Annotated in this window: 16 protein-coding genes and 1 tRNA gene; 9 read left to right on the top strand and 8 right to left on the bottom strand. The window is 64.2% G+C overall.

What is annotated here, in order from left to right:
- The first annotated feature begins 132 nt into the window (after positions 1 to 132).
- Both ACNSTU_RS04905 and pdxH read left to right on the top strand, forming a co-directional pair.
- Positions 133 to 1,581 (top strand): NfeD family protein, encoded by a 1,449-nt coding sequence (locus tag ACNSTU_RS04905; protein ID WP_290637407.1) that lies wholly within the window; start codon positions 133 to 135, stop codon positions 1,579 to 1,581.
- Positions 1,578 to 2,168, top strand: a complete 591-nt coding sequence (gene pdxH / locus ACNSTU_RS04900) for a pyridoxamine 5'-phosphate oxidase (RefSeq protein WP_290632458.1) — start codon at positions 1,578 to 1,580, stop codon at positions 2,166 to 2,168. Before ACNSTU_RS04905 ends, pdxH begins: the two co-directional genes overlap by 4 nt.
- Here pdxH and ACNSTU_RS04895 read toward each other — a convergent pair.
- Both ACNSTU_RS04895 and ACNSTU_RS04890 read right to left on the bottom strand, forming a co-directional pair.
- The gene (locus ACNSTU_RS04895; protein ID WP_290632459.1) at positions 2,158 to 3,339 is read right to left on the bottom strand and encodes an MFS transporter; all 1,182 of its coding nucleotides are present in this window, start codon (positions 3,337 to 3,339) and stop codon (positions 2,158 to 2,160) included. The two genes, pdxH and ACNSTU_RS04895, sit on opposite strands and share 11 nt — an antisense overlap.
- Positions 3,340 to 3,365: 26 nt before the next feature.
- Positions 3,366 to 4,601 (bottom strand): hypothetical protein, encoded by a 1,236-nt coding sequence (locus tag ACNSTU_RS04890; RefSeq protein ID WP_290632461.1) that lies wholly within the window; start codon positions 4,599 to 4,601, stop codon positions 3,366 to 3,368.
- Between the two features lie 264 nt (positions 4,602 to 4,865).
- On the opposite strand from ACNSTU_RS04890, the gene ACNSTU_RS04885 reads away from it, so the two are divergent.
- Positions 4,866 to 5,183, top strand: a complete 318-nt coding sequence (locus ACNSTU_RS04885; RefSeq protein ID WP_290632463.1) for an H-NS histone family protein — start codon at positions 4,866 to 4,868, stop codon at positions 5,181 to 5,183.
- A 69-nt stretch (positions 5,184 to 5,252) separates the two neighbouring features.
- Here the strand turns inward: ACNSTU_RS04885 and ACNSTU_RS04880 are convergent, their stop codons facing one another.
- Complete coding sequence (locus ACNSTU_RS04880) at positions 5,253 to 6,026, bottom strand: ABC transporter permease (protein ID WP_290632465.1); 774 nt, start codon at positions 6,024 to 6,026, stop codon at positions 5,253 to 5,255.
- Between the two features lie 22 nt (positions 6,027 to 6,048).
- A complete protein-coding gene (locus tag ACNSTU_RS04875; RefSeq protein WP_290632467.1) occupies positions 6,049 to 7,020 on the bottom strand; it encodes an ABC transporter ATP-binding protein in 972 nt (323 codons plus the stop codon).
- A 352-nt stretch (positions 7,021 to 7,372) separates the two neighbouring features.
- Between ACNSTU_RS04875 and ACNSTU_RS04870 the strand changes: the two genes are divergently transcribed.
- Both ACNSTU_RS04870 and ACNSTU_RS04865 read left to right on the top strand, forming a co-directional pair.
- Positions 7,373 to 7,948 carry a hypothetical protein gene (locus ACNSTU_RS04870; protein WP_290632469.1) on the top strand — a complete coding sequence of 192 codons (576 nt, stop codon included), beginning with the start codon at positions 7,373 to 7,375 and terminating at the stop codon, positions 7,946 to 7,948.
- Positions 7,949 to 8,108: 160 nt separating this feature from the next.
- Positions 8,109 to 9,071, top strand: coding sequence for a glutathione S-transferase family protein (locus ACNSTU_RS04865; protein WP_290632471.1), 963 nt, complete (start codon positions 8,109 to 8,111; stop codon positions 9,069 to 9,071).
- 29 nt (positions 9,072 to 9,100) lie between these two features.
- Here ACNSTU_RS04865 and ACNSTU_RS04860 read toward each other — a convergent pair whose 3' ends face one another.
- Positions 9,101 to 9,943 carry a peptidoglycan DD-metalloendopeptidase family protein gene (locus ACNSTU_RS04860; RefSeq protein WP_290632473.1) on the bottom strand — a complete coding sequence of 281 codons (843 nt, stop codon included), beginning with the start codon at positions 9,941 to 9,943 and terminating at the stop codon, positions 9,101 to 9,103.
- Entirely contained in the window at positions 9,940 to 11,319 is a 1,380-nt protein-coding gene (gene xseA / locus ACNSTU_RS04855) for an exodeoxyribonuclease VII large subunit (RefSeq protein ID WP_290637405.1), read from the bottom strand. Before xseA ends, ACNSTU_RS04860 begins: the two co-directional genes overlap by 4 nt.
- 138 nt (positions 11,320 to 11,457) lie before the next feature.
- On the opposite strand from xseA, the gene guaB reads away from it, so the two are divergent.
- The 3 genes from guaB (at position 11,458) to tadA (ending at position 15,083) form a co-directional block, all read left to right on the top strand.
- Positions 11,458 to 12,921, top strand: coding sequence for an IMP dehydrogenase (gene guaB / locus ACNSTU_RS04850; protein ID WP_290632477.1), 1,464 nt, complete (start codon positions 11,458 to 11,460; stop codon positions 12,919 to 12,921).
- 70 nt (positions 12,922 to 12,991) lie between these two features.
- Positions 12,992 to 14,569, top strand: a complete 1,578-nt coding sequence (gene guaA / locus ACNSTU_RS04845; RefSeq protein WP_290632479.1) for a glutamine-hydrolyzing GMP synthase — start codon at positions 12,992 to 12,994, stop codon at positions 14,567 to 14,569.
- Between the two features lie 25 nt (positions 14,570 to 14,594).
- Positions 14,595 to 15,083: a tRNA adenosine(34) deaminase TadA gene (gene tadA / locus ACNSTU_RS04840; RefSeq protein WP_290632482.1), complete on the top strand. Its 489-nt coding sequence runs from the start codon at positions 14,595 to 14,597 to the stop codon at positions 15,081 to 15,083.
- A gap of 9 nt (positions 15,084 to 15,092) precedes the next feature.
- On the opposite strand, the gene mltF is transcribed toward tadA, so the two are convergent.
- Positions 15,093 to 16,571: a membrane-bound lytic murein transglycosylase MltF gene (gene mltF, locus ACNSTU_RS04835; protein ID WP_290632484.1), complete on the bottom strand. Its 1,479-nt coding sequence runs from the start codon at positions 16,569 to 16,571 to the stop codon at positions 15,093 to 15,095.
- A 69-nt stretch (positions 16,572 to 16,640) separates the two neighbouring features.
- On the opposite strand from mltF, the gene ACNSTU_RS04830 reads away from it, so the two are divergent.
- Positions 16,641 to 16,728, top strand: a tRNA-Ser gene (locus ACNSTU_RS04830).
- A gap of 54 nt (positions 16,729 to 16,782) precedes the next feature.
- Here the strand turns inward: ACNSTU_RS04830 and ACNSTU_RS04825 are convergent.
- Complete coding sequence (locus tag ACNSTU_RS04825; protein WP_290634757.1) at positions 16,783 to 17,670, bottom strand: AEC family transporter; 888 nt, start codon at positions 17,668 to 17,670, stop codon at positions 16,783 to 16,785.
- Positions 17,671 to 17,708 lie beyond the last annotated feature (38 nt).

The raw sequence follows: 17,708 nt of genomic DNA, 5'->3' as shown, positions 1-17,708 counted from the left end.
CGGGACGGCACGCTGCCGTCCCGTTCCCCCTCTCCTCGTAGCGTTATTGCCGGACGTGCGGTATGTTGGACACCAGAGCGTCCGCGCCGTTGCGGGCTGCTGTAACTCACACCTCGAACCGGTTCCGGTGGCATGAAACGTCTTCTCGCGATGGTCCTTCTGGTCACGCTGGCACTCACGGCGGGTCGAGCCGATGAGGCTCCCGGTGGTTACGTGCTGGACATCCGCGGGGCCATTGGCCCGGCGACTCTCGACTACGTGAGCCGCGGCATTGATCGCGCCGCGGAGCGTGACGCAGAACTCGTCATTCTGCGCATGAACACGCCCGGCGGGCTGGACAGCTCCATGCGTGACATCATCGAGGCAATCGTCGAATCCCCCGTTCCCGTGGCGACGTACGTGTCGCCCAGCGGCTCGCGTGCGACCAGTGCCGGCACCTACATCATGTATGCCTCGCACGTTGCCGCCATGGCGCCCGGGACCACCATCGGCGCCGCAACGCCGGTGCAGATGGGAGGAGGGATGCCCGGCGGTGAGGGCGATGACGAGGGTGAGGCCGACGAGGAAGCGGACAACGGCAATGGCAACGGCAATGGCAACGGCGGGAACGGCGACGACGAGGCTGCGGACGAGGGCAATGGCAACGGCAACGGCGCGCCCCAGCCCTCCAGCGCCATGGAGCGCAAGATAATCAACGATGCCGTCTCCTACATCCGCTCCCTGGCGGAGATGCGGGGCCGGAATGCCGACTGGGCCGAGAAGGCGGTTCGGGAGGCCGCCAGCATCGGATCGACCGAGGCGCTGGAGTTGAATGTCATCGACCTCATCGCTGATGACATGGATGATCTGCTCGCGCAGATCGATGGCCGTGAAGTGCGCACCAGTACCGGCGACATCACGCTGGAGACGGAGGGGCTCACCCTGGAGATCATCGAGCCCGACTGGCGCAACGAATTGCTGTCGGTGATAACCAACCCGAACGTGGCCTACATTCTCATGCTGGTGGGGATCTACGGCATCATCTTCGAACTGGCCAATCCGGGCGCCATCGTGCCAGGCGTTCTGGGGAGCATCAGTCTGCTGCTAGCCCTGTTTGCCTTCCAGGCACTGCCGATCAATTACGCGGGGCTCGGTCTGATGCTTCTCGGCGCCGCCTTCATGGTCGGGGAGGCGTTCATGCCCAGCTTCGGAATACTGGGGATTGGTGGGCTGGCTGCGTTCGTGCTCGGGTCGCTGCTCCTGGTTGATACCGGCGTCGAGGCTTATGAGCTGTCGCTGGCTGTCGTCATTGGCGTGTCGGCGGTCAGCTTCGTGGTGATCTTCGGTATTGCCACCATGGCTGTTCGGTCGCATCGGCGGCGTGTTGCCTCAGGTGCCGAACAGATGGTGGAGGAGTCGGCCGAGGCCGCAGCGGATTTCCGTGATGGCCGCGGCAAGGTGAGGTTGCTTGGCGAGATCTGGAATGCGGTTCTTGAAGGCGACGGCGAGGTCCGCAAGGGTGATACCGTCCGGGTGAGCCGCGTGGACGGTCTCACGGTCCATGTGCGGGCCGTGGGCGTGAATCGAGAGGAGGCGGAATGACGTTGCGCGAACAGGCGATTGACCGGTTTCAGGAGTGGTTCAGTCAGGCGCAGGAGTGTGCCGCAATCGCCGATGCCACCGCCATGACGCTGGCCACCGTCAGTGAAGGCGGGCAGCCCGGGGCGCGGACGGTGCTGCTGAAAGGGGTGGATCACCGAGGGTTCGTCTTCTATACCAACACCCGCAGTCGTAAGGGGCGGCATCTGGCCGTACAGCCTCGGGCGGCCGTGTGCTTTTACTGGGCGCCCTTGAACCTTCAGGTTCTGGTGGAGGGGGAGGTTGGCCAGGTCAGTGATGAGGAGGCCGACGCGTATTTTGCCTCCCGGCCGCGGCTCAGCCAGATCGGTGCCTGGGCGTCCGAGCAGTCGCAGCCCCTGGACAGCTTGGAGACGCTGGCTGAACGAGTCAGCACATTGGAGCAGGACTATGCCGACCGGACGGTGCCGCGGCCACCACACTGGACCGGTTACCGGATCGACCCGGCATTCATGGAGTTCTGGGCGGCCGCGGATGGCCGCCTTCATCGCCGCGAGCGTTACGAGCGCGGCGACGATGGCACCTGGTCGCACTGCTTCGTCAATCCCTGACCTGTGCTCCGTCTATCCAGGTCAGGCGCCGGAGGGTGGGCAGGCAGGCTCCAATGGCGATGGCCGTGAGGAGCAGGGTCGGCAACAGCCCGACAGCCTCCGCAAGTAATGCACCAACCACCGGGCCGAGCAGCAGGCCAACGGCAAACGCCAGATTGAACAGCGCGTAGACGATCCCGTAGGACTGCCCATCGTGCTGGTCGATTCTTGCGGCCAGCCCCGGCAGCGCGGGTCCGAGTGCGAGGGCGCAGCACAGCCCCGTGGCGGCGAATAGAGGCGCTGTCCACCATGCGCCTGGTGCCAGGGCAAACAGCGGTAGCAGCAGAACGAGCGGGGCTGCGCCGCGACGGATGGTTGCAACCGGACCCCAGCGGTCGCCGCTGTACCCTGCCAATGGTGACCCCAACCCGAACGCGACGGCGATCAGCCCGAACAGCACGCCGATGGCGCCGGCGCTGCTGTTGAACCGGCTTTCCAGGAACAGCGGCAGGGTGGGCTCCAGCAGCCCCATGATGGCGGCCACTGCGGCGACAACAACGGCCAGGCCCAGAATCCCCGGGTCGGTCAGGATGCGTCCCAGCGGTCCGGCAGGCTGGCTGTGTTCTCCCTCCGGCAGACGCAGCAGAACGAACCCGGCGACACCCGTAAGAATCAGTGCCACCGCGGCCGGTGCCAGAAACGCCGCGGTGATGCCGAGCAAGTCGCTGACAAACCCGCCCAGAGGGGGGCCCGCCATCAGGCCAACCGCAAAACCGGTCATGACCATTCCCATGGTGCGACCCCGCTCGTGCGCCGGCCAGTGGTTGGCAATGACCGCAAGGCCCGCAGTCCATGTGGCGCCGGATGTGGCCCCCTGGAGCGTGCGGGCCACGATCATCGCTGTGAAACTGTCGGCGATTACGAACAGCAGGGTTACGGCGGCGAGGCCGGCGATGCCGCCGATCAGGGGTATACGATAGCCCCAGCGGCGGATGCCCAGGCCGATTAGTGGTGTCGCGACGCAGAGGCCGAAGGCGTAGCTGCCCAGGAGCACGCCAGCGCCAATCTGGCCGAAACCCAGCTCGCCTCCGAGCTGCGGGAGCATGGGAATCACTAGCCCGTACACCAGCGTATCCAGGCAGACGCCCGCCACGATGACGGCAAGAAGTGCCCGACGGACGCGTTCAGCCATACCGGACTCTCTCGCTCCCCTTTGGGTCAGTGTTTGGTGCCCATGGCTTCCGGCCAGGGAAGCAATTGATCGCCGCTGGCGTTGTGAAGAATGTCTCCCGGCTGCAGGAATTCGAGCTCAAGTCCGTACCGCTCGGCCGTGGTCTGCCACTGGGAGCGGATGTGGTGAATGCCTTCGGGGGCGAGCGGGTAGTGGTTGGCGTAATGGATGACCCGGTCGTCTCCTGATCGAACCAGCACCGTGTAGGCCACCGGGCCCAGGCCCGGGCGGCTGTGTTCCGTGAGGCTGATGCCGGCGACGTCGTTCCATTCGCCACGGTCGGTGACCACTTCGTTCACCTCCAGTGTCTCGGCGGGCATGGCGCCCATGCGTGCCGCCGACAATGCCTTGTCCATGCTCTCATCCCGCAGGTCAGCCGTGTCTTCCACGACCTGGACACTGAGACCATGAGCGGCAAGCCCTGCCGTGTACTGCCGTTGAATCTGCTGAAAGCGACCGTACTCCGTAGCCGGATCGGCGGCATCGGGATGTTCGGCGGCCCACTGACTGAATGTCAGGAATCGTGCGAACCCCTGGGCGCCATCGACCAGCAGGAGGTTGCCCTCCGGCAGCGCCACCCTTGCAGGCGGCTGGTTGGTGAACAGAGCGGCTTCAAGCAAGGTCCACAGTGGACCGAATTCCGCGTGCTCGAGCTGGATCTTCATCAGGGCGCAAAGATCATTGAATGTTGCGAAAGAAAGGTTGAGGGCCTTGATGCCGAAACTGTCCTGAATGAGCTGGCCTGTTTTCAATGAGGCCCGGCCCTTCTCGAGGAGTTGCTTCTCGAGTTTCGTGCCCAGGGTGTCCATGTTTTCCGGTTCCCCGAGAAAAAGAAACGGAATCGCCAGTAGAGGCCCGGAGCCCGGGCGACGGCGTGGAGCGATTTCAGCAATGGGGAACGCGTCACCTTCGGCGCCGATCGCCATGACCTGCGGTTGAAAGCGCGTGTCGGGAAGGCTGCGTCGATACAACTCCGAGAGGATCTCCACCATGGGCAGTCCGGGACGCAGAATCTCGGTGAGATCATACAGGCCGCCAAGGACGACGAAACCATATTCGTTCAGGGGGCCGAGGATACGCTGGAGATCGTCGGCAATTGCCCAGCAGAGCGCATCGGCAGCACTGGATGACAGGGGTTCGGGCGGCTGCTGGCCCTGAGCGACAACATCCAGATCAAGCTCGACCGTCAGCACGGCGGGCACGGAAGCGACCTGGTTCTGCATGGGGAGCCTCCAGCGATCAATTGAAAAGGGGCGTTACTATACCTGAACAGATGCTTTCCGTCCCGATGGCTGTCGGGATTTGGCAACGAATGAACAATCCTTGAGGAGTTGTTCAGTTTTTCCTTAACGAAAGGTTGGTTTTCCGTATTTCCTCATGCCCTTTAATTAGCCCGTTTTGAACAGGAGCGGTATTGCACTGCGTTTTCATTTCAACTATCTTTCTATCGTCAATCGCAGTGGGGTCGAGCCCGGAAAGGAGTGAGGATGGATCTTGCCAAGTATACGTCGCAGGAACTCAACCAGTTAAAGAAAGACATCGACAGGGAGCTTAGAAAGCGCCGTAAGCAGGATGTCAGAGAAGCCCAGAAAGAACTCAAACAGGTCGCTGAAAAGTATGGCCTGGCCGTGACCGATCTGGTCCCCGGTGGCGGCCCAAAAGCCGGCAAGACGAACGCGTCGGTACGTTTCCGTCACCCGGAGGATCCCTCCAAGGGATGGTCCGGTCGCGGCCGTAAGCCAGCCTGGATCAAGGACTGGGAAGCCCGGGGGAAATCCCTGGATGATCTGCGCGTCGACGACTGAGACGCGCGGCCCACGGGCAGTAACCGGAACCCGGGCGCACCGCCCGGGTTTTTTGTGCGCGCGACAGTATTACCCCCGCAACCCGACTCCCCGTTTCAGCAGCATCAGGCTGAGCGTTCCCAGCACCACAATGAATAGGCCGATGATCCCGTAGGCCACACGGATGTCAATGTCCGATGCGCCGAGAAAACCGTAGCGAAACGCATTGACCATGTAGAGAACCGGGTTCAGGAGCGATACGCCCTGCCAGACATCGGGCAGGAGCGAGATGGAGTAGAACACGCCACCGAGATAGGTCAGGGGGGTGAGTATGAATGTGGGGACGATGGAGATGTCGTCGAATTTCTTGGCGAATATGGCGTTGACGAAGCCGCCGAGGGAGAACAGCACCGACGTGAGAAACACCACCGAGATGAGTACGGCAATATTGTGAATCTGCAAGGTGGTGAAGAAGCTGGCGACGATGGTGACGATCAGGCCCGTGAGCAGCCCGCGTCCCACGCCGCCGGAGATATAGCCGGCGAGTATTATGATGTTCGGCGTCGGTGACACCATCAGTTCCTCGATGTGCTTCTGGAACTTGGCGCCGAAAAACGAGGACACCACATTCGAGTAGGAGTTCGTGATCACCGCAATCATGATGATCCCGGGCACGATGAAATCCATGTACGTGTAGCCATCCATCGGCCCGATTCGCGGGCCGATCAGATTGCCGAAGATCACGAAGTAGAGCGTCATGGTGATCGCCGGTGGCAGCAGCGTCTGCATCCAGATGCGCAGATACCGGTTGGCCTCCTTGTGGGCAATGGTCTGCAGGGCGATCAGGGACTGCTTCCAGTACATACGGTTCTCCGTTACGCGGCAATCAGGCGTTCTCGGCGGCGGAGGCTTCGGGCTGGCCACGCTCGTCCGCGTCACTGGTGCTGCCGTTGTCTTGAAGAAGGCGCAGGAAGAGCTCTTCCAGGCGGTTGGACTTGTTGCGCATGCTCATGACGGAAACGCCGCGGCTGCCCAGTGCGGCGAACAGGTCCGTGAGCGACTGATCCTCATGGACTTCCACCTCCAGTCGCGCCTCGTCCAGTTGCTGTACGGCGTATCCCGGTATCCGGGTCGCCTCCTGCAGTGGCCCTTTCACGTCCAGGATGAAGGCGTGCGTCTTGAGCCGGTTCAGCAGGGCCTGGGTGCTGGTGTGCTCGATGATGCGCCCTTCGTCGATAATGGCAATCCTGCGGCAGAGGGTCTCCGCCTCTTCGAGGTAGTGGGTGGTGAGGATAATGGTGGTCCCGCGTTCATTGATCTCGCGCAGGAACTCCCACATGGACCGCCGCAGTTCGATGTCCACCCCGGCCGTTGGTTCGTCGAGGATCAGCAGCGGCGGCTCATGAACCAGTGCCCGGGCGATCATGAGGCGGCGCTTCATGCCGCCGGACAGTGTGCGCGACGCATCGCCGCGTTTGTCCCACAGGCCCAGTTGCCGCAGATATTTTTCCGCGCGTGTGCGCGCCTCGGATCGCCGGATCCCGTAGTAACCTGCCTGATTGAGCACGATCTGCTCGACCGTCTCGAAGCCGTTGAAGTTGAACTCCTGCGGAACCAGTCCGAGCCGCGTTTTCGCTTCCCATGGCTGCCGGTTCAGGTCGAAGCCGAAGATCTCGACACTGCCCGAAGACATGGTGACCAGGGAGCTGATAATGCCGATCATGGTCGACTTGCCGGCGCCATTGGGGCCGAGCAGGCCAAAGAAGGCGCCCTGTTCCACGTCGAGGCTGACGTCGCTCAGCGCGGTCGTTCCGCCTTTATAGGTCTTGCTCAGGCCCTGAAGGGAGAGTGCTTTCATGGGTGTGTAACGTCCCCGGAGCGTATCGTTGATCCTGCGCCGGCGTGAGCGGGTGCCCAGGCAACGGACGTCGGGCTGGTGCGAGGCCATGGCCGGTGCAGACGGCTGGGTTGCGGAAGAGCAGTACAGTACCCGCGTGACGGTGAGCCGGGCAAGTCGGGGGCGGATTGCCGTCCCGTTTGTCTGAAATTCTGTAAATCTTACGGAACCTGTGCGTTTCCATGCCGTCAGAGCGGGCAAGTCGACACGTGGGGCGTGGTGTTGGTTTGACACGACACGTGAATCGGCTGCTAAGCTTTCACACTTGACGCAAAAACGGCCACATAGGCCGCTAACAGGAGAAGGCCTGACTATGCAAATGCAGATGATCGGTACTGGAGCGCTGCGGGCGCTTGTCGTGGCAGCAGCGATGTTGTTCGCTGGTAGCGCGGTGGCCCAGATGGAGCAGCAGCCTCAGGGCGAGGAAGGTGGCCCGCAGATGGAGCTTCAGCAGATCCAGCAGCGTCTTGCCGAGGTTCAGGAAGCGGCCCTCGAGAACAACCCGGGCCTGGAGCAGCAACGCGAGGAGCTTGAAGAACTGGTGATCCGCAAGATGGAAGAAGCGGGTTACGACCCGGATGCCAGCATGGAGACGCTTGAATCGGTGCAGGCCGGTATGCAGGACGAAAGCCTGTCCGACGAAGAGCGCCAGCAGATGCTGCAGGAAGCTCAGGAAGCTCAGCAGGACCTCCAGGAGGCGCAGCAGGTTGCCATGCAAGACGACGAAGTCGTCGAAGCACAGCAGGCCTTCCAGGATGACCTGATGGAAGCGATGCGTGCTGAGGACCCTGAAACGGATGACCTGATCGAAGAGTTCCAGCAGATCCAGCAGGAGATGCAGGGCGGCATGGGTGGTCAGGAGGGCGGCGGCCAGATGGCCCCGCAGTAACACCACCAGCTCTATGCACTGACGAACCCGGGTGGATGCGTCCACCCGGGTTTTTTTGTATCCGGGGAACGCGGCTCTTGAAAAAGTACGAAGCAGGACTATCCTATAAAGGACTTTATTGGCGTAACGCAACGATGGTGCTGGACACCGGGAGAGTGTGATGGGTGGTCGACTGATTGAAGGCGTCTGGTATACCCAGGGCTATGAGCCCGACAACAAGGGCCGGTTCGTCCGACAGGAGTCCGCGTTCCGCGACTGGATTGCAGACGAGCCCGGGGCCCGTTTCCGGCCCGAGGCGGGCCGGTATCATCTGTACGTGTCCTATGCGTGCCCGTGGGCGCACCGGACCCTCATCATGCGGCGGCTCAAGGGGCTGGATCAGGCGATTCCCGTATCGGTGGTACATCCGCTGATGCTCGACGACGGCTGGGAGTTCCGTGATTACCACGGGAGCACATCGGACCCCGTGCACGGGGCGCGCTTCCTGCGGGAGGTCTATCAGGCCGCGGATGCCCGGTTTACCGGGCGAGTGACCGTGCCGCTGCTGTGGGATACGCAGGAGCAGACCATCGTGAACAACGAGTCACGGGAACTGCTGCGCATGCTCGATCATCGCTGGCAGTCGGTCGCGGCCGACACGACCGACTATGCCCCGGCGGACCGGATTGCGACGGTGGATGAGACCATCGATGCCATTTACGAGCCGGTCAACAACGGTGTCTACAAGTGCGGTTTCGCCCAGTCACAGGATGCCTACGAGGAGGCGGCCGAGGCGCTTTACGGAGCACTGGATCACTGGGATGAGGTGCTTGGTGGTCAGCGGTTCCTGTGCGGGGACCGTATCACCGAGGCGGATATCGCGCTCTACACGACGCTGGTGCGGTTCGATCCGGTCTACAGTGTGCACTTCAAGTGTTCACAGCGGCGGATCATGGATTACTCCAATTTGCTCAATTACCTGCGCGATCTCTACCAGCGTCCGGCCTTCCGGGAGACCACGGACATGGACCACATACGGCAGCATTACTACCGCAGCCACGCGTTCATCAATCCAACAGGGATTGTCGCCCGGGCGCCGGAGGTGGATCTGGATGCACCCCACGGCCGGGAACGTCTGAGCTGACGGGAACGCGCCGCGCGGGGCGGGCGGCGTCAGCCGCCTTGCCCGCCGGCCTCGTTGTAGGACTCGTCTTCGCCGTCGACGAACAGCAGCGGATCCACGGCCTGACCGTTCAGGTAGACGGTCCAGTGCAGATGAGGGCCGGTGACGCGCCCGGTGGCGCCGACCGTCCCCATCGTGTCCCCCTTGGTGATCCGGTCGCCCGTCTGCACGTGGATCTCGTCCAGGTGGCAGTACATGGTGACGAACCCGTTGCCATGGTCCAGGAATACGGTCTTGCCATTGAAGAAGTAGTCCCCGGTTTCGATTACTTTGCCCTCGGCCGGGGCGGCAATTGGGGTGCCGGTGTCGTTGGCGATGTCCAGGCCACTGTGGGGGTTGCGGGGCTGATCGTTGAAGTAGCGGCGCAGGCCGAACGGGCTGGAAAACCGGCCTTCCACCGGCAGCACGAGGGACAGGGTTTCGGGCTCCCGTGCGCTGAACGTGTCCCGTGCGGCGTGGATTTCCTCATGTTCCCGTCGAATCCGCCGGAGCGTGTCTTCGCCGGGTGAAACCTGTTCGTCGTCATCCAGGGTGATACGCTGCTCGGCGTAGTCGCGATCGCTGATGGTAAAACCAAAGGTGTCGTCACCGGCCTCGACTCCGGCCTCGCCCGGGCTCGCATCCAGTCCGATTCCCACCACCGCTTTCCAGTGCCCGTCATGCTGTCTGACGAGCACGGAACGATCCCGGAAGGTGGCATCGGGGCGTGTTCCGTCCGCCTTCCCGAGGTCTACGACAGCCACGCCGCCCGGCACCGGGCGGTGATCTGGCAGCGCCGCCATGGCCAGCGTGCTGGCAAGCATGAGCGTCAGCGTCGTGGCGGTGCGTATCATGTGAAGCTCTCCTCGTCGTTCACCCGCTCCACGCGGCCATGGATTCGCCCGTGGGCCAGGCGGGCGGTGAATGGGTCGCCCGGGTGCAGATCCGCGGCATTGCGGATGACTGCACCGTCGTCAGGCCGTTGAACGATTGCGTAACCGCGGCTCACCGTTGCCAGCGGGCTGACCGTCTCCAGGGTTCGTGCCAGTGCGCCCAGGCGGTCTCTGGACCGCTCCAGGTGCTGGTGCTGCGCGGCGTGGAGGCGTCGCTCCAGGTTGCCGGTCCGTTCCCGCAACCGGGCCACGCCGCGGTCCGGGCTGGCCGCACTCAGCCGGCTGTGGGCCTGTTCCAGTGCGGTGGTGCGCAGGCGTTGCCCGGTGCGCCAGGCCTGACCGAGGCGCGCACGGAGTTCATCCAGGCGCCGCGCGTGGTCGCGCAGCCGTCGCCCGAGGTGCTGTTGCTGCAGGCGTTTGAGCAGGTTGTCCAGCCGCTGTGCTTCCTGCTGCTGACGGCGCTCCTGGACGAACTGCAGCCGTTCGGCCGCAGCCTCGAAACGGCGCAGCCAGGCCGCACCATCCGGGCTCAGCAACTCCGCCGCGGCGGACGGCGTGGGTGCGCGCTGGTCCGCAACCAGATCCGCGATGGTCACATCCACCTCGTGGCCCACGGCGCTGACGATGGGTAGCGGGCATTCGGCGATGGCGCGTGCCAAGGCTTCATCGTTGAACGGCCACAGATCCTCAAGGGAGCCGCCACCGCGGGTGAGCAGAAGGACGTCCACCTCGGCACGCTCGACGGCGTGGGTGAGCATGTTGCGGATCCCCAGGGCGGCGTCCTTTCCCTGAACGGGTACCGGGTAGATCAGCACCGGGATGGCAGGGAAGCGGCGTTGCAGCACCTGCAGCACGTCGCGGACTGCGGCGCCGCTGGGAGAGGTGATGACCCCGATCCGCCGGGGCAGGGCGGGCAGCGCACGCTTGCGGTCAGCCGCGAACAGCCCCTCGGCTTCGAGTTTCCGGCGCAGTTCCTCGAACTGCCGCCGCAGCGCGCCATCGCCGGCCTCCTCCATGCTTTCGACAATGAGCTGGTAGTCGCCGCGCGGCTCGTAGAGGCCGATGCGGCCACGCACGAGGACCTGCTGGCCGTTTTCGGGGCGGAAGCGCACCAGCTGGTTGCGGGAGCGGAACATGGCGCAGCGGATCTGCGCGCGGTCGTCCTTGAGGCTGAAGTACATGTGGCCGGACGCGGGGCGGGCGAGATTGGAGAGTTCGCCTTCGACCCAGACGGGCGGCATACCCTGTTCCAGCAGCTCCCGCACTTCCCTGTTGAGCCGGGAGACGGTAATGACGGCGCGGTCGGCGGTGCTGCTGGTGGAGGTGGATGCGTTCATGCTGCACAGTCTAACCGGCCGGTGGCGCCGGGTCATGGGTGCGTCGCACGGACATGCTGCTTTACGCTGCACCGCAGCGCTTCCTATAATACACGGCTATTCCGCGCAAGCTCCATCTCCGCGACAAGGTATCCGCCCATGCGAATTGCCCAGGAAGCCCTGACCTTCGACGATGTTCTTCTTCTCCCGGCGTACTCGGACGTCATGCCCCGGGATGCGGATCTCTCGTCGCAGCTGACCCGGGATATCCGGGTCAATATCCCCATCGTGTCCGCGGCCATGGATACCGTGACCGAGGCGGGTCTGGCGATCACGCTGGCGGAGCAGGGCGGCCTCGGCATCGTCCACAAGAACATGTCCGTGGAACAGCAGGCGGATCACGTGCGGAGGGTGAAGAAATTCGAAAGCGGGGTGATCAAGGAGCCCATCAGCGTCACGCCCGATACCTCCATTGCCGACGTGCTCGCACTGACCCGTCAACACACCATCTCCGGGGTGCCGGTAGTCGACAATAACGACCGTCTCAGCGGCATCGTGACCAGCCGCGACCTACGTTTCGAGACGCGCACCGATGCCCCCGTGAGCGAGATCATGACGGGCCGCGAGCGCCTGGTAACCGTGCGCGAGGGCGCCTCCCGGGAAGAGATTCTCGACCTCATGCATCGCCACCGCATCGAGAAAGTGCTGGTGGTGGATGACAATTTCCGGCTGCGGGGGCTGATTACCGTCAAGGACATCCAGAAGGCCAAGGATTACCCCAACGCCTGCAAGGACGAGCATGGGCGTCTGCGCGTGGGTGCCGCCGTTGGTACTGGTGGCGACACGGAGGAGCGGGTTGATGCCCTGTGCCGGGCCGGCGCGGACGTGATCGTGGTGGATACGGCCCACGGCCACTCCCGGGGCGTGCTGCAGCGGGTTAGCTGGGTCAAGAAGCACTACCCGCAGGTGCAGGTCATCGGCGGCAACATCGCTACCGGCGCTGCAGCGCGTGCGCTGGTGGAAGCCGGTGCCGATGCCGTGAAAGTGGGCATCGGCCCGGGGTCGATCTGCACCACGCGGGTGGTGGCCGGTGTCGGCGTGCCGCAGATCTCGGCGGTATCCAACGTGGCCGAGGCGCTGGAAGGGTCCGGTGTCCCGTTGATCGCCGACGGCGGCGTCCGCTTCTCCGGTGACCTTTCCAAGGCTATCGTTGCAGGTGCCCACGCCGTAATGGTGGGTGGCCTGTTCGCCGGCACCGAGGAGGCCCCCGGTGAGGTGGAGCTGTTCCAGGGGCGCTCGTACAAGTCCTACCGGGGCATGGGCTCACTGGGCGCCATGGCCCAGGGCTCCAGCGATCGTTACTTCCAGGACCCGTCCGAGGAGGTGGAGAAGCTCGTCCCCGAGGGGATCGAAGGGCGTGTGCCCTACAAGGGGTCGCTGGTTGCCATTGTTCATCAGCTCCTGGGTGGCCTGCGTGCCAGCATGGGGTATACCGGCTGCCACGACATCCAGGAGATGCGCACCAAGCCGGAGTTCGTGCGCATCACCAACGCCGGGGTGAGGGAATCCCACGTCCACGATGTGACCATCACCAAGGAAGCGCCGAACTACCGGACCGACTGAGCACGCCACACCCGCGCGTCGCCGCCCGAGGGCGGCGCTTTTGTTTGCATCACTGCCGTTGGAACCCGACATGGCCCAGGACATTCACGCCGAACGCATTCTGATCCTCGACTTCGGATCCCAGTACACCCAGCTCATTGCCCGCCGCGTCCGCGAGGCCGGCGTCTACTGCGAAATCTACGCCTGCGACTGCGACCCGGCGGCGATTACCGCCTTTGCCCCCAACGGCGTGATTCTCTCCGGTGGGCCCGAGTCGGTGACCTTCAGCGAGACACCGCGCATTCCCGACGAGGTGTTCACCCTGGGAGTCCCGCTGCTGGGCATCTGCTACGGCATGCAGGCGATGGCCGCGCAGCTTGGCGGCACCGTGGAGCCGTCCTCCCACAAGGAGTTTGGCTACGCCCGCGTACGTGCCCGGGGGCACTCACGGCTCCTGCGCGACATCGAGGACCACACCACGCCGGATGGCTACGGCATGCTGGATGTGTGGATGAGCCACGGTGACCGTGTCACCGAGCCCCCCGCAGGGTTCAAGCTCATCGCCAGCAACGACAACGCGCCGGTCGCCGGCATCGGCGACGACGAGCGCTGCTGGTACGGGGTGCAGTTCCATCCGGAAGTGACCCACACTCTCCAGGGGCAGCGCATTCTCACGCGCTTCGTGCGGGAGCTCTGTGGCTGCAGCGGGAGCTGGACGCCGGGCAACATCATTGACGACCACATCGCCCGCATTCGCGACAAGGTCGGCGACGGCAAGGTCCTGCTCGGGCTCTCCGGCGGCGTGGATTCCTCCGTGGTGGCGGCACTCCTGCATCGCGCCATCGGTGACCAGCTCACCTGCGTGTTCGTGGACAACGGCCTGCTGCGCCTCGGCGAGGCCGATCAGGTCATGGCGACATTCGCCCGGCACATGGGGGTGAATGTCATCCGCGTGGATGCAGAGAACCGTTTTCTGAAGGCGCTTGGCGGCGTTGCCGACCCGGAGCAGAAACGCAAGATCATCGGCAACATGTTCATTGACGTCTTCGATGACGAGGCCGAGAAACTCCAGAACGTGGAGTGGCTCGCCCAGGGCACGATCTACCCGGATGTGATCGAGTCCGCCGGAGCGGCCACCGGCAAGGCCCACGTGATCAAGTCCCACCACAATGTCGGCGGTCTGCCGGACCGCATGAACCTCAAGCTCATCGAGCCACTGCGGGAGCTGTTCAAGGACGAAGTGCGCAGGATCGGCATCGAGCTGGGGCTGCCCTCCGACATGGTGCACCGCCATCCCTTCCCGGGGCCGGGCCTCGGCGTGCGCATTCTCGGCGAAGTGCGCAAGGCGTACGCGGACAAGCTCCGCCGGGCCGACGCCATCTTCATCGAGGAGCTGTGGAAACACGAGCTCTATCACCAGACGAGCCAGGCCTTCGCCGTGTACATGCCGGTGAAATCGGTTGGCGTAACCGGCGACGGTCGCCGCTACGAACACGTGATCGCCCTGCGCGCCGTGGAGACCATCGATTTCATGACCGCCCGCTGGGCGCATCTGCCGTACGACTTTCTGGATCACGTGAGCCGGCGCATCATCAACGAAATCGAGGGCATCTCCCGGGTGGTCTACGACATCTCCGGCAAGCCGCCGGCGACCATTGAATGGGAATGACCGGCCACCTGGTGCGGGGCGAGGCATGAGCACAGTGCCCGGGGCGCCCTTCGGGGCGCACGACCCTGAAGACATTCGCTGGATGCAGGACGCGCTGGCGCTGGCGCGTCGGGCGGCGGCTGCGGGCGAAGTGCCCGTGGGCGCTGTGCTCGTGCGGGACGGCGTGTGCCTCGCCCGTGGCTGGAATCACCCCATCGCCGCGTCGGACCCGACCGTTCATGCCGAGATCCACGCGCTGCGCGCCGCCGCGGAGGCGGAGCAGAACTACCGGCTTTCGGGAACCACTCTCTACGTGACCCTGGAACCGTGCGTGATGTGTGTCGGGGCCATGGTGCACGCCCGCGTGGGGCGATTGGTCTACGGCGCGACGGAACCCCGTACCGGTGCCGTGGAGAGCTGCTTCGAATTGCTGCAGCCCGGGCTGCACAACCACAACGTCGCCTGCCTCGGCGGTGTGCTGGCGGAGGAGAGCGCGACCCTGCTACGGGACTTTTTCCGTTCCCGGCGGGGTTGACGGGGCTGCTCAGTACAGCATTTCAGCCATGCCCGGCAGCTCGAGTCTGCCGGCATCGCCACCCCGGAAGGCGCGCAGCTCCCGGGGATCGGCATCATCGTTCAGGCGGAACAGCGCCGGATCGGTGATGCGGGTCAGCATGGCGTAATAGCCTCTCACGCCCCGGACGTAGTGCACCGGTTCCCAGCCCCGGGCGTAGCCAAAGCGCGTGTGCTGATACCACTCCGGATCGGCCAGAAGCGGCAGGTGGGCACGGACGTCCGGCCAGCTGTTCGGGTCGCCCCCCTCGGATTCCGTGATATTGCGCGCATCGCGCAGATGGCCCAGGCCGACGTTGTAGGCCGCCAGGGCCATCCATGTGCGCGTCGGCTGTTCGATGTCGTCCGGCAACCTGTCCAGTAGCGAGCGGAAATACCGTGCGCCGCCCATGATGCTCTCCGTGGGATCCATGCGGTTGTCCACGCCCATTTGCCGCGCCGTTGGCTGGGTGAGCATCATCATGCCGCGAACGCCGGTGGCTGAGATCGCATCAGGCCGCCAGTGGGATTCCTGGTAGCTGATGGCCGCCAGCATGCGCCAGTCCAGGTCGTACTGCGCGGCAGCCTCTTCGAATGTGGGGCGATACTGGGGAAGACGCTCTGTGACCTCGCGGAGGAAGACCCGGGCGCCCACGTAGTCGAACCCGGTCAGGTAACCGTGGTAGCGCTCGCGGACGAAGGCAAGCTTCCCGGATTCCTCTGCCTCGCTGAAGAACGTCTGTGCTGCGTCGTAGAGGCTACGGTCATCGGTGCGCAGGAATGCCCAGGCCAGACTCTGGGGGTCGTCGAAGGTAAACGCAACGCGGAGCTCGGGGTAGTAGCTCTGGTTGAGGGCGAGTTCGTTGGAGTCGACGATGGTGAAGTCGATGTCCCGCCGCCAGACACCGTAGAGCAGGTCCTGTACGCCCATGTCCTGGGTTGCCGACCAATTGACTTCAATCCCGTTGCCGTTCAGTGCCCGGAGCCGCTCGGCCGACTGGCTGTGGGCCAGAACCTTGAATGCCGTATCCCGGAACTTGGCAAGCTCCTGCGGGCTCTCCGGGTGCGGCTCCTGGTTGCGGTAGATGAGATGTTGGTCCACTTCGGCGTACGAGGTGCTGAAGCGGAAGCGCTCCTGCCCGCCATCCGACACGCTGAGACCACCTGCCGCCACATGGGCCGTGCGGGAGGCCAGCGCCTGGTACATCTGCGTCTTGTTCCGGGCAATGATGAGCCGCAGCTCCACGCCAAGATGGTTCGCGAATGCCCGGGCGAGATCGTAATCCATGCCCTCGGACCCGTCGTTCGTCTTGTAGAGCGTCGAGGGTCCGAGCCGAGTGACCACCACCAGCTCACCCGCGTCCTGGACCTGCTCCAGGAGCGACTGTTGCTGGAGCTGACCCGTAATGGCCAGTCCGCCGAGGGCGAGCGCCATGGCGGCAATCAGGGCGCGGAGAACAGTGTGGGCCATAGACAACCGTTGGAGTCGCTGGGAGCTCTATTGTAGACTACGCGCCTCATGGCTCACGAGCGATGATTCGGAGAGGTGCCGGAGCGGCCGAACGGGGCGCACTCGAAATGCGTTGATCCTACGGGATCCGGGGGTTCGAATCCCTCCCTCTCCGCCATTCTCTCCTGAGCAGTGCCGCAGGTACTGCTCAGGAGAGAATCCAGCCGACTGATCACATCATCACGTACGCCACTGCCAGCGGCAGTGTCAGTGCGCTCATCAGTGTCCCCACAATGACGATGGACGCCACCTTCTCCGGCTCCTGCCTGAACTGCTCGGCGATGACATAGCTCATCACCGCCGGCGGCAGCACCGCGAAGATGAACAGGACGCCTTCCTGCATCGGATCAAGCGCGAACCAGGGTGCGATGGCGACCATCACCACGACACTGGTGGCCGGGCAGAGCACGCCCACCACCGCGCCGAGTCTCCAGTGATGCAACGACGTGCTCGCAAGCCGCGCGCCCAGAGACACCAGCAGCAGCGGGATCCCCACGGCGGCCGCCATTTCCAGCGTGGTCATTACCGGGCCGGGGAGGGAAACGTCGGTGGTTGCCAGCACCGCACCGAGCAGGGCGGCCTGCAGCATCGGCATCCGCAGCAGCTCCACCACACTCAGGCGGCCGCCGATCAGCAGAGGGCTGACCAGGAACTGACCCACCGTCTGCACCAGAAACAGCACCACTGCGGCCGGCAGAGCCTCCTCGCCAAAGGTAAGCACCATCAGCGGGATGGCCAGATTGCCGGCGTTGTTGAACATGGTGGGCGGCAGAACCGTGCGCCAGTCTTCCTTGAGAAACCGGCAGACGGGCAGCGCCAACAGTCCGGAGCCGGCGATGATGAGCGCCCCGGCGAATGCCAGCGGGAGCTGGCCGGAGAAGTCCTCGGCGCGGTCGAGGATCGCGTAGAGGATCAACGCCGGCAGGAACACGGTCATGTTGAGCTGATTGGTCTCGGCGAAATCCGGCCGGTAGTGTCGCGTGTAGGCATATCCGACGGCGACCAGTGCGAATACCGGAAGAATGACGCCGACGACCGTGGACAGGACGTCAGTGATCACGGCCAGTCGCTCCAGTCTCGTGCGAAAGGCCGCACTAT

The organism is Aquisalimonas sp. APHAB1-3 (genome assembly GCF_048323695.1).
Classification (GTDB): Bacteria; Pseudomonadota; Gammaproteobacteria; order Nitrococcales; family Aquisalimonadaceae; genus Aquisalimonas.
Note: the sequence above shows the minus strand (reverse complement) of the source record. Positions and strands in the feature narration are given on the sequence as shown.

Excerpts from the sequence above, each read along its gene's own strand:
- ACNSTU_RS04905 (WP_290637407.1), top strand. The coding sequence starts at position 133 with ATGAAACGTCTTCTCGCGATGGTCCTTCTGGTCACGCTGGCACTCACG.
- pdxH (WP_290632458.1), top strand. The coding sequence starts at position 1,578 with ATGACGTTGCGCGAACAGGCGATTGACCGGTTTCAGGAGTGGTTCAGT.
- ACNSTU_RS04895 (WP_290632459.1), bottom strand. The coding sequence starts at position 3,339 with ATGGCTGAACGCGTCCGTCGGGCACTTCTTGCCGTCATCGTGGCGGGC.
- ACNSTU_RS04890 (WP_290632461.1), bottom strand. The coding sequence starts at position 4,601 with ATGCAGAACCAGGTCGCTTCCGTGCCCGCCGTGCTGACGGTCGAGCTT.
- ACNSTU_RS04885 (WP_290632463.1), top strand. The coding sequence starts at position 4,866 with ATGGATCTTGCCAAGTATACGTCGCAGGAACTCAACCAGTTAAAGAAA.
- ACNSTU_RS04880 (WP_290632465.1), bottom strand. The coding sequence starts at position 6,026 with ATGTACTGGAAGCAGTCCCTGATCGCCCTGCAGACCATTGCCCACAAG.
- ACNSTU_RS04875 (WP_290632467.1), bottom strand. The coding sequence starts at position 7,020 with ATGAAAGCACTCTCCCTTCAGGGCCTGAGCAAGACCTATAAAGGCGGA.
- ACNSTU_RS04870 (WP_290632469.1), top strand. The coding sequence starts at position 7,373 with ATGCAAATGCAGATGATCGGTACTGGAGCGCTGCGGGCGCTTGTCGTG.
- ACNSTU_RS04865 (WP_290632471.1), top strand. The coding sequence starts at position 8,109 with ATGGGTGGTCGACTGATTGAAGGCGTCTGGTATACCCAGGGCTATGAG.
- ACNSTU_RS04860 (WP_290632473.1), bottom strand. The coding sequence starts at position 9,943 with ATGATACGCACCGCCACGACGCTGACGCTCATGCTTGCCAGCACGCTG.
- xseA (WP_290637405.1), bottom strand. The coding sequence starts at position 11,319 with ATGAACGCATCCACCTCCACCAGCAGCACCGCCGACCGCGCCGTCATT.
- guaB (WP_290632477.1), top strand. The coding sequence starts at position 11,458 with ATGCGAATTGCCCAGGAAGCCCTGACCTTCGACGATGTTCTTCTTCTC.
- guaA (WP_290632479.1), top strand. The coding sequence starts at position 12,992 with ATGGCCCAGGACATTCACGCCGAACGCATTCTGATCCTCGACTTCGGA.
- tadA (WP_290632482.1), top strand. The coding sequence starts at position 14,595 with ATGAGCACAGTGCCCGGGGCGCCCTTCGGGGCGCACGACCCTGAAGAC.
- mltF (WP_290632484.1), bottom strand. The coding sequence starts at position 16,571 with ATGGCCCACACTGTTCTCCGCGCCCTGATTGCCGCCATGGCGCTCGCC.